Source organism: Pseudomonas sp. GW821-FHT09C10, assembly GCF_059418085.1.
This window is the reverse complement of the sequence record NZ_JBWKPE010000013.1, coordinates 100,616-115,734: the sequence shown is the minus strand read 5'-3', so window position 1 is coordinate 115,734 and position 15,119 is coordinate 100,616. Positions and strand designations below refer to the sequence as shown.

The window sequence follows — 15,119 nt, the reverse complement described above, 5'->3', positions numbered from 1 at the left end:
TTTAATTTCAGAATACCTTGGGTGCTGGCCATACTCACGCCTCATTTGCCGACTGCAAGAGCGTTGCATGACCCTGAATAAATCCCTCGCCGGCTGGGGCCTGCTGGTGGTGCTCGGCCTGAACCTGCGGCCGATCCTCAGCTCCATCAGCCCGTTGCTTGGCGAGATTCGCCAGGCCACCGGCCTGAGTTTCCAGAGCAGCGCCCTGCTGACCAGCCTGCCGGTGGTATGCATGGGGCTGGTGGCGCTGGTGGGCGTGCGCGTGGAAGCCCGCCTGGGTGAGCGGCGTGGCATCGCCCTGGGCCTGATGATGATCCTGCTGGCGTGCCTGGCACGCTGGCTGATGGGCCAGGCGTCGGCGCTGCTGGTCACGGCGTTGCTCGGCGGTGCGGGGGTGGCGCTGATCCAGGCCTTGGTGCCGGCGATGATCAAGCGCGAATTCCGTCATCGCGTGCCGGTGGCGATGGGTGTGTATTCGGCCTCACTGATGGCCGGCGGCGGGCTGGCAGCGCTGCTCAGCCCGCTGGTGGCCACGCATTTCCAGGAATGGCAGGCGGGGCTGGGGGTGTGGCTGCTGCCGGCGTTGGGCGCCTTGCTGCTATGGGCCTGGCTGCCCCTGGGCGCGGCCAGAAATCCACAGGTGGTGCCGGCCTTCAAGGACCTGCGCAATCGCCGCGCCTGGTTGCTGGCGCTGTATTTCGGCCTGGTCAATTGCGGCTACATGAGCCTGGTAGCGTGGCTGCCGGCCTACTATCAGCAACTGGGCTGGGGCGTTCTGCCCAGCGGTTCGCTGCTGGCGTTCATGACCATCTTCCAGGTGCTCGCCGCGCTGTTGATGCCGGTGCTGGCGCAGCGCGGTATCGACCGTCGGCCGCTGCTGGGCATCGCCCTGCTGGCCCAGACCGTGGGTTACCTCGGCCTGATCGTCGCACCGCAGGAATATCCGCACCTCTGGGTGGCGTTGTGCGGCTTCGGCCTGGGCGCGTGTTTCGCCCTGAGCCTGCTGCTGACCCTCGACCACCATCGCGACCCACGCCAGGCCGGACAACTGGCGGCCTTTGTGCAAGGCGTGGGCTTCTTGATCAATGCGGTGTCGCCATGGCTGACCGGCTGGTTGCGCGGGCTGACCGGCAACTTTGTCGGCGCCTGGGTGGTGCTGACGGTCACGGCGGTGGCGATGCTGGTGGTGACGCGCGTGTTCAGCCCGGCCACCTATCGCACGGGGCTAGAAGTCATAGCGCCCGGTCACTCCTAACGTACGCGGCGTACCGAGCAGGCCTTCGTAGCCGCCGTTCCCCCCCGTCCACAGCGTGGTGTAGTAGGTCTTGTCGAAGGCGTTTTTCAGCCATAACGACACGTCCCACTGCCCTTGCTCATAGTTGCCACGCAGGCCGGTGGACAGGTTGACCACGGCGTAGGCAGGAATCTGTCCATAGTCGGAATCCTCCACCGTGCCCACGGCCTTGGAGCGGAAGGCATAGCTGGCGGTGACGTAGGGTTCGAAGCCGTTATCCAGGTTCCACTTGTATTCGCCGTTGGCGTTGGCGATCCATTTCGAGGCCCCCACCACTTGGTGCCCACTCAGGTCGCAGGAAGCCGGCGCACCGGGGCGCAGACTGACTTCCGGCGGGCACGGCGCATCTTTGTAAGACAGGTAACTCACATCGTTGAACGAGCCGTTGAGGTTCAGCGTCAGGCCCTTGATCGGCACCAGGGTGCTTTCCACCTCGACACCCCGCGAGCGCACCGAACCGGCGTTGGTCAGGTACTGCACACGGTTGTCCTGGTCATAGGCATTGGTCTGGTAGCCGTTGACCTGGGTCCAGAACAGGTTGGCATTGAGCTGCAACCGCCGGTCCCACAGGGTGCTTTTGAAACCCAGTTCGGCGTTATTGGCGCGCTCGGTGCCGATCAACAGCGAGTCGGCCCCGGCCGTCGGTGCCGAGCCTACCGCCAGGTTGACCCCGCCGGACTTCTCGCCATGGGACAGCGTCGCGTAGCCCAGCAGGTTTTCGTTAAAGCGGTAGCTCAGGTTGAGCAAACCCGAGGGGCTGGTGCTGTATTGCGTGAGGTCGCCGGAATCGTACGCCCCCGCGCGGCCGCGTCGAGCCGTCGCGGCAGCACCGGTGACCGCCGCACCGCCAAGGGGAGCGTTACGCGTGACCCAGGCACTTTTTTCTTCATAGGTGCCACGCAGGCCGGCGGTGAAATCCAGGCGCTCGGTGAGGTGCCAGGTGCCTTGGGCAAACAAGGCAAAACTGTCGGTGCGAATGTGCCCGTTGCCGACGCTGCTGACGTTGGCCAATGCGCCGGCTGGCGTGCCGTTCCAGATGTCGGCCTGGGGCCCGTAATAGGCGAAAGACTTGTTATCCAGAGAATTGCCGAAGTAGTAGGCGCCCAGCACGTAATCGAAGAAACCGCCGGTGGGCGAAGCCAGCCGGAATTCCTGGGACCACTGCTTATCTTCCACCGACACCCCGGCGTTGTACGACGCCGGCACGTTAAGGCCGTCGTCGTTACGCGGGGTGAAATTCCAGAAGCGATAGGAACTGACCGAGGTCAGGGTGAAATCACTCGGCAACGTCCAGTTGGCCTCCAGCGACGTACCGCCCTGGAACACGGTGACGTGCTGGTCGCTGTCCAGGTTGACCTTGCGGTGGGTGCCATCGACCAGGGTCGCGCCTGCCGCGTTGGCCCGCGACTGGTAGAGGTTGGTGCCGTTGATGGTCGGCCCGGTGCTGTACAGCACACGGGTGCCGGCGCTGGAATCCTCTTCGTTGTAATCGCCGATCCAGCGCAGGTTGAACGCCTCGCTGGGCTTGTACAGCAGTTGCCCGCGAAAGCCCTGGCGCGAGCCGCCGTTGAGGTCATGGCCGTTGTATTCGTTCTTGATGTCGCCGTCGCTGCGGGTGCGATACGCCGAGAAACGCCCCGCCAGGTCATCGGTGAGCGGGCCGGAAATCGTGCCCTTGGTCTGGAAGTAGCCGTCCTCGCCCAGCGAGGTTTCGATGCTGCGCTCCGGGGTAAAACTCGGCGCGCGTGTGCTGATGTTGATCACCCCGGCGGTGGTGTTTTTGCCGAACAAGGTGCCTTGCGGGCCGCGCAAGACTTCAAGCTGTTCGATGTCCATCAGGTCGAACACCGCCATGCCCGGCCGCCCCAGGTACACGTTGTCGATATATAGCCCTACGCTGCCTTCCAGGCCGTCGCTGGCCGGGTTATTGCCAAGCCCACGGATCGACACGCTGGACTGGCGCGCATGCATATAGGCGACGTTGACGCTGGGCACCAGTTGCTGCAGATCCTGAATCCGATACACCCGCTGGCTCTCCAGGGCCTGGCCGCCGATCACGCTCATGGGCGTCGGCACTGCCTGGGCGCTTTCGGTGCGTCGCCGGGCGGTGACGGTGACCGTCTCCAACTCGCCGCCGGCGCTCTCGCCCTTGCTTACCGGCGCGGGCGTTTCGGCGGCCTGGGTCGGCGACCAACTGGAACTGCCGGCCACCAGAATGGCCAGGGGCAAGGACTTCAACAGACTCATAAGCGGCTCCGGAACCCGGAAATATCCATCGAGAGATATTCCTTTAGGTTATTTATTTATGTTTTTACGAACATTTACTGCATAAGAGATAGCCTTTATAAGGAGTCGACCTAATGCATAGCCAATGCATTTCCCGGATATTTTTGATGTGAAAAATGCATATCGATTTGCGCCAGCTTCGTCACTTCATCGCCCTTGCCGAACAACGCAGTTTTGTCGCCGCCGCGTTGACGGTGAACCTGTCGCAATCGGCGTTCAGTCGCAGTATCCAGGCCCTGGAACACAGCGCCGGTTGCCAACTGATTGACCGTGGCCGCAAAGACCTGGCGCCGACCAAACAAGGTCAGGTATTGCTGGAGCACGCCCGGCGCCTGGTCAGCGGTGCGCAGCAACTGGCCAACGAGATCAGCCAGTTCAATGGCCTGGAGGCGGGGGAATTGCGCTTCGGCTGCGGCCCGGCACCGGCCGGCGGCTTGATCCCCCGCGCCATCGGCAGTTTTATCGGGCGCTACCCCAAGGCACGGGTGCAGTACCAGGTGGACGACTGGCAGAGCCTGAGCAAACGCCTGCTCAGTGAAGAGTTCGAGTTTTTCGTCGCCGACACCCGCCACTTCGAAGCCAACCCGGACTATCACACTCACCGCCTGCGCCCGCGCCGCTGGTATTTCTGCTGCCGCGCCGGCCACCCTCTGGCCGGGCGTGGCAGCGTAAGCGCCGCCGAGCTGATGAGTTACCCACTGGCCGTGACCATCCGCCCGCCCAACCTGCGCAAGGTCATCGTCGACCTCAGCGGCCGGCCCGATTTCCTGCCCAATGTCGAGTGCGAGAACGGCTATAGCCTGATGGGCGTGGTGCTGCGCTCCGACGCCATCGGCATCGTCAGCGCCAACAGCGATGTGCTGCACATGGCCCGGGGCGAACTGGTGTGCTTGACGATCGAGGGCCTGGCGGAGGATCTGGAGGAGCGTTACACCCGCTACGGCATCGTCAGCCGTGCGGGGTATCGCTTGTCGCCACTGGCGGAAGCGATGATCGAGCAGATCAAGCAGATCGATGAGTTGGATGAAGAGGTGTGCGCTCTGGATAACGTCGCGGTCTAGGCCATGCATTCACTGCATCAAAGCCAGTCCCCAAATGCACTTGCCAGCCCCCTGCCCGAACGGCGAAAAACCTCACCTGTCCTCCGTCTGGTGAAGCCCCATGTCCCACCCCCAACCCGTGCGCAACGTGCTGTACATCATGTGCGACCAACTGCGCCGCGATTACCTGTCGTGCTACGGCCACGCCCACTTGCACACGCCGAACATCGATCGCCTGGCTGCCGCCGGTGTGCGCTTCAGCCGCGCCTACACCCAAGGCACCATCTGCGGGCCCTCGCGCATGTCGGCCTATACCGGGCGCTACGTCAGCAGCCACCAGGTGGCGTGGAACGCGGTGCCGTTGCCCCTGGAAGAACTGACCCTCGGCGACTACCTGCGTCCCCACGGCATCCGCACGGCACTGGTCGGCAAGACCCACGCCACGCCCAATGTGGACGCCTTGCAACGCCTGAATATCGACCCTGACAGCAAGCAGGCCGAGCCGTTGAACGAGGTCGGCTTCGAGGCGTACCTCCGTCACGACGGCATCTACCCCGACAGCCCGCTGTTCGAGGATAAACGTGAGTCCGCGCCCTACACCCATTACCTGCGCGAGCAGGGCTACAGTGGCGCCAACCCGTGGCACGAATGGGCCAATGCGGCAGCCGGTGAAAACGGCGAAGTGCTCAGCGGTTGGCACATGCGCAATGCGGGCCGCCCCGCGCGCGTGGCCGAGGAACATTCGGAAACCGTCTACACCACCGACCGCGCCATCGACTTTATCCGTGAACAGGCCGAACAACCGTGGTGCCTGCACCTGTCCTATATCAAGCCACACTGGCCCTACATCGCACCGGCGCCCTATCACGCGCTGTATGGCGCCGAGCATATCCAGGCACCGATCCAGCCAGGGGAGACCAGCGATCACCCGGTGTACCAGGCGTTCCGCCAGCACCAGGAAAGCCTGAATTTTTCCCGTGACGAGGTACGGCTCACGGTGATTCCCACCTACATGGGCTTGATCAAACAGGTCGACGACCAACTCGGGCGCCTGTTCGATTTCCTGCAAGGCAACGGCCGTTGGGACGACACCCTGATCGTGTTCACCAGCGACCACGGCGATTTTCTCGGCGATCACTTCCTCGGCGAAAAAGAATTTCTGCTGGAACCTGCGGTGGGCATTCCGCTGATCGTGCGCGACCCACGCGCCGCAGCCGATACCCGCCGTGGCACGGTGGACGCGCGGCTGGTGGAAACCATCGATGCGCTGCCGACCTTCCTCGACGCCCTGGGTTTGCCAGCGGCCGAGCATCGCCTGGAAGGCCGCTCGCTGATCCCGCTGCTGCACGGTCAGGAAACCCGCTGGCGCCGCTACGCCATCGCCGAGTACGACTACGCCTTCCAGGCCCCGGCCCGCGAACGCCTGGCGCAACCCATCGACCGTTGCCGGATGACCATGGTGCGCAGCGACCGCTGGAAATACCTGGCGTACGACGGCTTTCGCCCACAGCTGTTCGACCTGGAAAACGACCCGCAGGAACTGCACGACCTGGGCAAAGACCCGGCCTATGCCGAAGTGCGCGAAACCCATGTGGGGTATCTGTTCGAATGGCTGCGCGGGCTGAAGCGGCGCACCACCATCAGCCACGCAGAGATCGATCTGCGTGGCCAACGGTTTCGTTACGGTGAGCCGGAAGCGGAGAAAGTGGTGCAGATCGGCGTGTGGTAAACCACACATCGAATGTTGGGGGCCCCACTACCTCTTCGAAGTAGCGTTGTCGCGCAGCAAACGGGTACCTCTGTGGTGAGCGGGCTTGTCCCGCGTTGGGGTGCGAAGCGCCCCTGATGAAGACGAATGCGGTGTATCAGGCACTCCTCTGCGCCTGGTTCTGGGGCTGCTTCGCAGCCCAACGCGGGCGGTGCGACGATTCGACAAGCCCGCTCACCACAGGTACGGTGTTCGCCATTGACTGACTGGCATCAGGGCTTGCCCCCTCCCACATCAGAGACCTTTGGTGGTCTGGCTGCGCTGCCCGTACACGCCCACCGGCACATCGCCCTTGAGCGTCACCCGACGCACGATGCGTTCCTGGGTGCCGTAGTCGTCCACGGCGTAATGCTGGGTGGCGCGGTTGTCCCAGATCGCCACGTCGCCGGTGTTCCAGCGCCAGCGTACGGTGTTTTCCAGGCGGGTGACGTGGCTTTGCAGCAGGTTGAACAGCTGGGTCGAGTCCGCCTGGGAATAACCTTTAAGGCGCTTGACGAAGTGCCCCAGCAACAGGGTTTTCTCGCCACTGACCGGATGCACGCGCACCACCGGGTGCTCGGTTTCGTACACCGTCGAAGTGAACACCTTGCGGTATGCCTCAAGCCGCTCGGCCGACACATCCGGCTTGAGCGCGGCGTAGTCGTATTCGTTGCTGTGCACTGCCCACAAGTTATCCGCCAGGGCGCGCAGTTCGACGCTGAGGTCGTTGTAGGCGCTTGAGGTGTTGGCCCAGACCGTGTCGCCACCGGACTTGGGCGCCAGTACCGAACGCAGCACCGAGGCCTTCGGGTAGGCATCGACGAAGGTCACGTCGGTGTGCCAGGAATTGGCCCGCTGGCCACGGGTGCCGTCCAGTTCCATGAGAAAGCGCGTGCCGTCGCGCACCGGCACCGTCGGGTGGGCAATCGGCTCGCCGAGCAGATGGGCGAAGGCTTCCTGGCTTTGGTCATCGAGGTGAGTCTGCTCACGGAAGAAGATCACCTTGTACTGCACCAGCGCCTGCTGGATGGCTTCGACCGTGGCGGCATCCAGATCGCCGGACAGTCTGATACCGCGGATCTCGGCGCCGATGCGGCCGGCGACCGGGTGAATATCCAGCGCCTGGGCGACGGGTTGAACAGCTAATGCGGCGTTGCTCATGGTGGTGACCCTCTTGTGCCTGCTGATGGGGACGCTTTCCGGCAACGCTCTATCCATATGCAATTTAGGTCTAGCAAATGAACGAATGCTTCATTGACGGAATAAGAGCTTGCATTTAAAACCTCTGCTCCCGTGGTCGCAAATGCCTTCGACCTATTTTTAAGATGCAGGGAAAGCATATGGATCTTCGCCAACTGCGCTACTTCATCGCCCTCAACGAACACCGCAGTTTCGTGCGTGCGGCAGACGCCATGGGCATCACCCAACCGGCGTTCAGCCGCAGCATCCAGGGGCTGGAACAGGAGTTCGGCTGCGTGTTGGTCGACCGTGGCCACAAGGACCTGCGCCCCACGCCGGAGGGCCAAGTGGTGCTGCAACATGCCCTGTCCCTGGTGCACGGCGCCGCGTTGCTGAGCAGTGAAGTGACGCGCATGACCAAGCTCGACGCCGGCGACCTGCGCTTCGGCTGCGGCCCGGCACCGGCGGTGAAACTGGTGCCGGATGCGGTGGCGCGCTTTATCAGCGCCCACCCGAAAATCCGCACCAGTTTCCAGGTGGATAACTGGGAAAAACTCAGCCGTGCCCTGAGCCGTGAAGAGATCGAATTCTTTATCGCCGACATCCGCCAATTCGAAGCCGACCCGAATTTCCAGACCCGCGCGCTGACCCCCAAGCGCGGGGTATTTTTTTGCCGACCGGGCCACCCGTTGCTGGCCAAGGACAGCCTGTCGACCAACGACATGTTCGACTACCCGCTGGCGGCGCCGCTGATCTCACAGGGCATTCGCAAACTGTTGGCGAACCTGAGCGGGCGCATGGATTTTTCCCCGAGCATCCAGACCGAACATTTCCCGGCGCTGGTGAAGATCGTGCTGCAGTCCAATGCCATCGGCGTGGGCACCGAGGAGGCGTTCGCCGAAGACATCGCCCACGGCACGTTGAAGCTGCTGCACTGGCGCAACCTGCCGCAGAACATGGAGACCATGAGCGCCCGCTGCGGGATTGTCAGCCGCACCGGTTCGCGGTTGTCGCCGGCGGCGAAGGCGATGATCGAGACGCTGGTGGAGGTGGACAGGCAGGAGGTGAGCGTGGCTGTTTGACGGGCCTCATCGGGGGCAAGCCCCCGATGGCGATAGCCCAGGCACCACCCGACTCAAAGCCCCGCCGCCGCCAGGTTCGGCGCCACCCAGTCACTCACCTGGAACGGCTTGCGAATCAGCTTCTCCTTGGAGGCCAGGTCCACCGAACCCTGCAATTTAGCCAGGAACACCGGATCCAGGGTCGACGGGAAAATCTCGCTGAGGGTCTGGTCTTTCAAGTCATTGGTGAGGATTACCGGCGGGTAACTGGCCAGCCCGGACACCAGCGCAATGTAGGCTTGCTTGTTGTTGTCATCGGTCAACCAGTGCACCGCCTGCTGCTGGGCCTTGAGCAGCTTGGCGACGGCGTCGGGGTGCTCGTCGACAAACTGTTTGCTGCCCACCAGCACCGCCTGGATGCTGCCGGCGCCACCGAGGTCCTTGGTGGTCAGCGGTATTTCAGCCAGCCCCTTGGCTTGCAATGCGGTCAGGTTCGAACCGCCCCAGGTGGCGTCAATCTGCTTGGCGGCCAGCGCGGCATTGGCGGCGTTGTAGTCCAGGCTGATGACTTTGAAGTCCTTCTCACTCAAGCCCTGGCTGGCCAATGCACTGTTGAACGACAACTGGCTGGCCGTGCCACGGAACACCGCGACGCGCTTGCCCTTGAGGTCCTGCAAGGTCTTGATGCCAGAACCCGGCACCACGCCGAGGTACTGCTTGATGTCCCGCGCGGTGGCACTGAGCAGACGCGTCTCCAGGCCATTGGAGCGGCCGATGATCGCCGCCAGGTCGCCCAGGTACGCCAGGTCCACCTGCCCGTTGGCGAAGGCTTCGTTGATCACAGGGCCGGCGCCCTTGAAGTAATTCCACTGGATCTTGATGCCTTGGTCGGCAAAGGCTTTTTCGAAGATCTGCTGCTCGCGCAGCACGTCCGTTATGCCGCCGCCGCTGTGCTGGCTGCCTGCGCTGAGGTCGGGCACGGCGATGCGGATTTCCTTGAGGTCGGCAGCCTGTACCAGGCCCGCCAGTGCGGTGCCTGCGACCAGGGTGATCAGACGTTTGAATGGCAGTTTCATAAGCGCAGCTCCTTGTGGGCGAGGGTCGCCTGGGGAGCAGAAAGTAGGCACAACCTGGTCAAAACTTTAAATACTATAAATTCACAATTTAATAGCTTTTAGGACTATGCGAAGGGAAACGCAGGCTCCAGAGGGCTATGCATGAATAGCATCGAAAATATTCTTCGAATGCATTGGATGCGTACCGGGGCGAGGCTTTAAATGGCTTTTCTTATCCCCCAATCATCTTGATTACGTTTTTATAAGATCGAAATCACATAACGCTCTTGGCGACAACGGAGGTCCTCCATGGCCCGAATCTCACTTTTGAGCCTCCCGCTCGCGGCTCCCGGCGCCACGCCACGTTGGCCGCTGCGCAGTGAACGGCTGTTGCCATGGTTGCTGCCGGTGACGCTGTTTGCGCTGTGGTGGCTGGCCAGCCGCAATCACTGGATGAGCGAGCAGATCCTGCCGCCACCGTCCCTGGTGTGGAGCAGCGCCGTGGAGCTGGCCGGCGGCGAGCTGTGGAGCCACCTGGCGATCAGCCTGCAACGCCTGTTCTGCGGATTGCTGGCGGGCATTGGCGCCGGGGCGCTGCTGGGGGCGGTGCTGGGTTTCAGCGCGCGCGCCGAGCGCCTGGTGTTTCCGACGTTCAGCGCGTTGTCGCAGGTACCGACCCTGGCCTGGATTCCGCTGTTCATGGTGTTCTTCGGCATTGGCGAAACCCTGAAACTGGTGGTGCTGGTGAAGGCGATCGTGGTGCCCGTGACCCTGCATACCCTGGTGGGCGTACGCGACGCCCAACCCCAGTTGCGTGAAGCCGCCCGCGTGCTGCGCCTGCCCACGCACCTGTTGATCCGGCGCCTGATCCTGCCTGCCGCGCTGCCCGCCTTTATGGCCGGCGTGCGCCTGGCCCTGGCGGCCGGCTGGACCTCGCTGCTGGCGGTGGAGTTGCTGGCCTCCAGCGAAGGCATCGGCTACCTGATGGTGTGGGCGCGCCAGCTGTTCATGCTCGATATCGTCTTCGTATGCATCGTGGTCATCGGCGTATTCGGCGTGATGATGGACCGTGGCATTGGCTGGCTGGACCGCAAATGGGTGCACTGGCCCCATCCGGCCACGGCGCAGATTCGTCGCGGGCCGCGCTATCAAGGCTGGCAGCGCCTGCAACCGTGGGTGCTGCCCGTGCTGTTGCTGGCGCTGTGGCAGGTCGCGACGCAACAAGGCTGGGTCGACCCGAACATTCTGGTCAGCCCATGGGTGGTGCTGCACACCACCGTCACCGGGATGGTGGATGGCAACCTCAGCGGTGCACTGGGCACCAGCCTGGGGCGAAGCCTGGGCGGCTTGCTGCTCGGTGGCGGCCTTGGCTTTGCCATGGGCCTGTGGCTGGGACTGTCACGGCGCAGTGAGCGGGTACTCGGGCCGACCCTGAGCGCCTTGCGCCAGATCGCGATTTTCGCCTGGGTGCCGCTGCTCACTGCCTGGTTTGGCCTGGGTGAGTTGGCCAAGTGGGTGTTTATCGCCCTCGCCGCCTTCTTCCCGTTGTTTATCGCCACCCAACGCAGCGTGCTGAATCTGTCGCCACAGCTCAACGAAGCGGCGCAGGTGCTGCGCCTGAACCTGTTCCAACGGCTGCGACGCCTGGTGCTGCCAGGCGCCGCAGCCGGCATTTTCGCCGGCCTGCGCCTGAGCCTGATCTACGCCTGGCTGGGCACCATCGGTGCGGAATATTTCATGCCGTCCAACGGCGGTATCGGCAGCCTGATGATCGGCGCCCAACAACTGCTGCGCATGGACCTGATCATGAGCGGCATGCTCCTGGTGGGCCTTACCGGCGCGGCCCTCAACCTGATCGGCCAGCGCATCGAAACCCGCGCCACCCGCTGGAGACACGCATGAACGCACCTATCGTCAGCTTCAACCATGTGGGCAAGACCTTCGACGTCGACGGCTTCGAGCTGGAAGCCATCCGCGAATTCAACCTGGAGATTGCCGAAGGCGAATTCGTCGCGATTGTCGGCTCCAGCGGCTGCGGCAAATCCACGCTGCTGCGTTTGCTGGTGGGGCTGGATACGCAGTTTCGCGGCGAGATCCGCGTCGACGGTAAGGCCGTAAGCGGCATTGGCGGCGAGCGCGGCATCGTGTTCCAGGAGCACCGTCTGTTCCCCTGGCTCACCGTGGCGGAAAACATCGGTCTGGGCCTGGTCAACGAGCCACTGAGCGAAGCAGAGCGCAATCGGCGCATCAGCGATTTTATCGAGCTGGTCGGCCTCACCGACTTCACCCGCGCCTATCCGCACCAACTGTCCGGCGGCATGGCGCAACGGGTGGCGATTGCCCGTGGCCTGGTGGCCAGCCCGCGCATCCTGCTGCTGGACGAACCGTTCGGCGCCCTCGACGCCCTGACTCGCCAGCAGATGCAGGACGAACTCCTGGCGATCCGCGCCCGCGCCAAAATCACCACGGTATTGGTGACCCACGATGTGGAGGAAGCGATTTTCCTCGCCGACCGCGTGGTGGTGATGGAGCCCCGGCCGGGGCGGATCAAGCAGGTGGTGGACGTCGCCCTGCCACATCCACGTCAGCGCAGCAGTTTTGAATTCCATCAACTGCGTGAAGAACTGCTGCATGAATTGACCAACGATGGCCACTACCAGCCGCCGGTGCGCGAACAGATCCGCGATCTGCCATTGGCCTTTATTGCCTGCTGAAAAAAGGAGTGCCTTGATGCCGCAACGTCCCAATTTTCTCGTGATCCTGGCCGATGACATGGGTTTCTCCGACCTCGGTGCGTTTGGCGGGGAAATTTCCACGCCGCACCTGGACGCACTCGCCCTGAACGGCCTGCGCCTGACCGACTTCCACACCGCCCCGACGTGCTCGCCTACCCGCTCGATGCTGCTCACCGGCACCGACCACCATATCGCCGGTATCGGCACCATGGCCGAGGCACTGACCCCGGAGCTGATCGGCAAGCCCGGCTACGAGGGCTACTTGAATGACAAGGTGGTGGCGCTACCGGAGTTGCTGCGCGAAGCCGGTTACCAGACGTTGATGAGCGGCAAGTGGCACCTGGGCCTGACCGCCGAACTGGCGCCCCACGCCCGCGGTTTCGAGCGTTCGTTCTCGCTGCTGCCGGGTGCGGCCAACCACTACGGCTTCGAACCGACCTATAACGACGACACCCCGGGCCTGCTCAAATCCACCCCGGCGCTGTACATCGAAGACGACCGGTTCGTGGAGCAATTGCCAAAGGACTTCTATTCCTCCGATGCCTTCGGCGACAAGCTGCTGCACTACCTCAAGGAGCGCGACCAGGCCCGGCCGTTCTTCGCCTACCTGCCGTTTTCCGCGCCGCACTGGCCGTTGCAGGCGCCTGCGGACATCGTCGAAAAGTACCGTGGCCGCTACGACGCCGGCCCCGAAGTGCTGCGCCTGGAACGCCTGGAAAAACTCAAGGCATTGGGGCTGATCGACGCCAATGTCGAACCCCATCCGTTGATCGAGCTGAACACTCAGTGGGCCGCCTTGAGCGACGAACAGCGCCAGGTGTCGGCGCGGGCCATGGAGGTGTATGCGGCGATGGTCGAGCGTATGGACTGGAACATCGGCCGAGTGGTGGATTACCTGCGTCAGCAGGGGCAGTTGGACAATACGTTCATTGTGTTCATGTCCGACAACGGCGCCGAAGGTGCGCTGTTGGAGGCGTTCCCCAAGTTCGGGCCACAGTTGCTCACTTACCTCAACCAGCATTACGACAACAGCCTCGACAATATCGGCCGCGCCAACTCCTACGTCTGGTATGGCCCGTCGTGGGCGCAGGTGGCGACGGCGCCGTCGCGGTTGTTCAAGGCGTTCACCACCGAGGGCGGGATTCGCGTGCCGGCGCTGGTGCACTATCCGCAGTTGTCGCTCAAAGGTCGTATCAGCCATGGGTTCGGCACGGTGATGGACATCACGCCGACCATTCTCGACCTGGCCGGCGTGCGCCATCCGGGCAAACAATGGCGTGGCAAGCCGGTGGCGCCGCTGCGGGGCAAGTCGTGGCTGGGCTTCCTCTCCGGCGAGACCGCCCAGGTGCACGACGACAACACCGTAACCGGCTGGGAACTGTTCGGCCGCCGCGCGATTCGCCAGGGCCAGTGGAAAGCCGTGTACATTCCCGGCCCCGTGGGCCCGGCGACCTGGCAGCTGTATGACCTGGGCCAGGACCCCGGCGAAATCCACGACCTGGCCTTGAGTCATCCGGACAAGCTCGCCACGTTGATCGGCCACTGGCAGCAGTACGTCGACGAAACCGGCGTGGTGCTCAGCGCGTCGCCGTTTCAGCCGGATTGAGCCGGGCCTGGGGCGACGCCATGGGCTCAAGCCGATTGGCTCGCGCAAACGTGCCGAAATCATTGAAGCGCACGCCCATCTCGGCCATGACCTTATGTGCCACCTTGGCCGTCATCTGGCGGATGTAGAACGGCTCCTTCACCACAAAATGGTGAATCCCGTGGGTGCTGCCGAAGTTGAAGCAGAACGCCTGCAACGGCCACAGCCACCACGGGTTCAACACTTGGGTTTGCTGGATCACATTGCCCGGCTCCACATCGCCGTAGTAGTGCATGTTGGAGCTGACAAAGTGCAGGCAAAAGGTGCGCAGCACATTGGGGCCGATGATCACCACGGCGGCGATGTCGATCACCTGCATCATCTGCAAGGTGCCGGAGGACCAGGCGATCGGCGTGCCCAGCAGGTTGGCGATGCCGTTGGCGGCATGGAAGCCGAGGAAGATATACCACGCGCCCCAATGCAGCAGCGCCAAAGGTGCGTAGACCAGCAGCGAGCGCTTGAGGATCTTGAGTTTGTGGCCCCAGGTCTTGGCGCGCAGCATGCGGATAAACGCCGACATCACGTTATCGCCCACCATCAGCAACCGCGCCAGGCCCCAAGGCTCGCCGTTGGTGATCGCACGTTCCTCCATATCGGTCTCGGTGCCGGAGACCTTGTGGTGATTGAGGTGCAGGTGGCGACGGATCCACGGGTTGATGGTGCTCGGCCGCGCCAGCCACACCAGGCCCATCATCAGGTTGTGGGGCACGCGCTGTTTGCGAAAGTACATGCTGTGGATCAGGTCGTGTTCCAGCTCGTGGGTCAGTGAGGCCAGGAACGCATTGAGCAGCAGGCAGGCCCACCAGGCCATATGACCGCTGATATAGAGCGCCGCCGAGCCGATCATGCCCACCAGCGCAAACGCCAGGATGCCCGCGCCCAGGGCGTCCTGATGCTGCAACCACGGGTGCCGGCGACGCAAGCGCACGCCTTCGGCGAGCACCACCTCACGGATATGCGCCGAACGCTGTTGCGCGTTCATCTGCTGGGGACTTGCAGAAGTACCGTCCATGCTCCCATCCTCTTGGTTATTGAGGGTTACATCCTGCACCCGTGCCCCGCGCAGGACGCTAGCCC

General features: G+C 63.3%; 11 protein-coding genes. 7 read left to right on the top strand and 4 right to left on the bottom strand.

What is annotated here, in order from left to right; translation table 11 throughout:
• The first annotated feature begins 67 nt into the window (after positions 1-67).
• Positions 68-1,255, top strand: coding sequence for a CynX/NimT family MFS transporter (locus AC07OT_RS23070; RefSeq protein WP_495109122.1), 1,188 nt, complete (start codon positions 68-70; stop codon positions 1,253-1,255).
• Here AC07OT_RS23070 and AC07OT_RS23065 read toward each other — a convergent pair.
• A complete protein-coding gene (locus AC07OT_RS23065) occupies positions 1,226-3,541 on the bottom strand; it encodes a TonB-dependent receptor (protein WP_495109121.1) in 2,316 nt (771 codons plus the stop codon). The genes AC07OT_RS23070 and AC07OT_RS23065 overlap by 30 nt on opposite strands.
• Before the next feature lie 155 nt (positions 3,542-3,696).
• Here AC07OT_RS23065 and AC07OT_RS23060 point away from each other — a divergent pair, with 155 nt between their 5' ends.
• On the top strand, positions 3,697-4,641 hold the full coding sequence (locus tag AC07OT_RS23060) for a LysR family transcriptional regulator (RefSeq protein ID WP_495103172.1): 945 nt from the start codon (positions 3,697-3,699) through the stop codon (positions 4,639-4,641).
• A 100-nt stretch (positions 4,642-4,741) separates the two neighbouring features.
• Positions 4,742-6,349 carry an alkaline phosphatase family protein gene (locus tag AC07OT_RS23055; protein WP_495109120.1) on the top strand — a complete coding sequence of 536 codons (1,608 nt, stop codon included), beginning with the start codon at positions 4,742-4,744 and terminating at the stop codon, positions 6,347-6,349.
• Between the two features lie 273 nt (positions 6,350-6,622).
• Here the strand turns inward: AC07OT_RS23055 and AC07OT_RS23050 are convergent, their stop codons facing one another.
• Positions 6,623-7,528 carry a TauD/TfdA dioxygenase family protein gene (locus tag AC07OT_RS23050; RefSeq protein ID WP_495109119.1) on the bottom strand — a complete coding sequence of 302 codons (906 nt, stop codon included), beginning with the start codon at positions 7,526-7,528 and terminating at the stop codon, positions 6,623-6,625.
• Between the two features lie 179 nt (positions 7,529-7,707).
• Here AC07OT_RS23050 and AC07OT_RS23045 point away from each other — a divergent pair, with 179 nt between their 5' ends.
• On the top strand, positions 7,708-8,628 hold the full coding sequence (locus AC07OT_RS23045) for a LysR family transcriptional regulator (protein ID WP_012721638.1): 921 nt from the start codon (positions 7,708-7,710) through the stop codon (positions 8,626-8,628).
• A gap of 53 nt (positions 8,629-8,681) precedes the next feature.
• Here AC07OT_RS23045 and AC07OT_RS23040 read toward each other — a convergent pair whose 3' ends face one another.
• Positions 8,682-9,683, bottom strand: coding sequence for an ABC transporter substrate-binding protein (locus AC07OT_RS23040; protein WP_065941062.1), 1,002 nt, complete (start codon positions 9,681-9,683; stop codon positions 8,682-8,684).
• A gap of 288 nt (positions 9,684-9,971) precedes the next feature.
• On the opposite strand from AC07OT_RS23040, the gene AC07OT_RS23035 reads away from it, so the two are divergent.
• Genes AC07OT_RS23035 through AC07OT_RS23025 form a run of 3 tightly spaced genes read left to right on the top strand, consistent with a single transcriptional unit; the run spans position 9,972 to position 14,003 of the window.
• Complete coding sequence (locus AC07OT_RS23035) at positions 9,972-11,564, top strand: ABC transporter permease (protein ID WP_495109118.1); 1,593 nt, start codon at positions 9,972-9,974, stop codon at positions 11,562-11,564.
• Positions 11,561-12,376, top strand: coding sequence for an ABC transporter ATP-binding protein (locus AC07OT_RS23030; protein WP_065941060.1), 816 nt, complete (start codon positions 11,561-11,563; stop codon positions 12,374-12,376). Before AC07OT_RS23035 ends, AC07OT_RS23030 begins: the two co-directional genes overlap by 4 nt.
• Before the next feature lie 16 nt (positions 12,377-12,392).
• Positions 12,393-14,003, top strand: a complete 1,611-nt coding sequence (locus AC07OT_RS23025) for an arylsulfatase (protein ID WP_065926329.1) — start codon at positions 12,393-12,395, stop codon at positions 14,001-14,003.
• On the opposite strand, the gene AC07OT_RS23020 is transcribed toward AC07OT_RS23025, so the two are convergent.
• Positions 13,975-15,054, bottom strand: a complete 1,080-nt coding sequence (locus tag AC07OT_RS23020) for a fatty acid desaturase (RefSeq protein ID WP_495109117.1) — start codon at positions 15,052-15,054, stop codon at positions 13,975-13,977. The two genes, AC07OT_RS23025 and AC07OT_RS23020, sit on opposite strands and share 29 nt — an antisense overlap.
• Positions 15,055-15,119 lie beyond the last annotated feature (65 nt).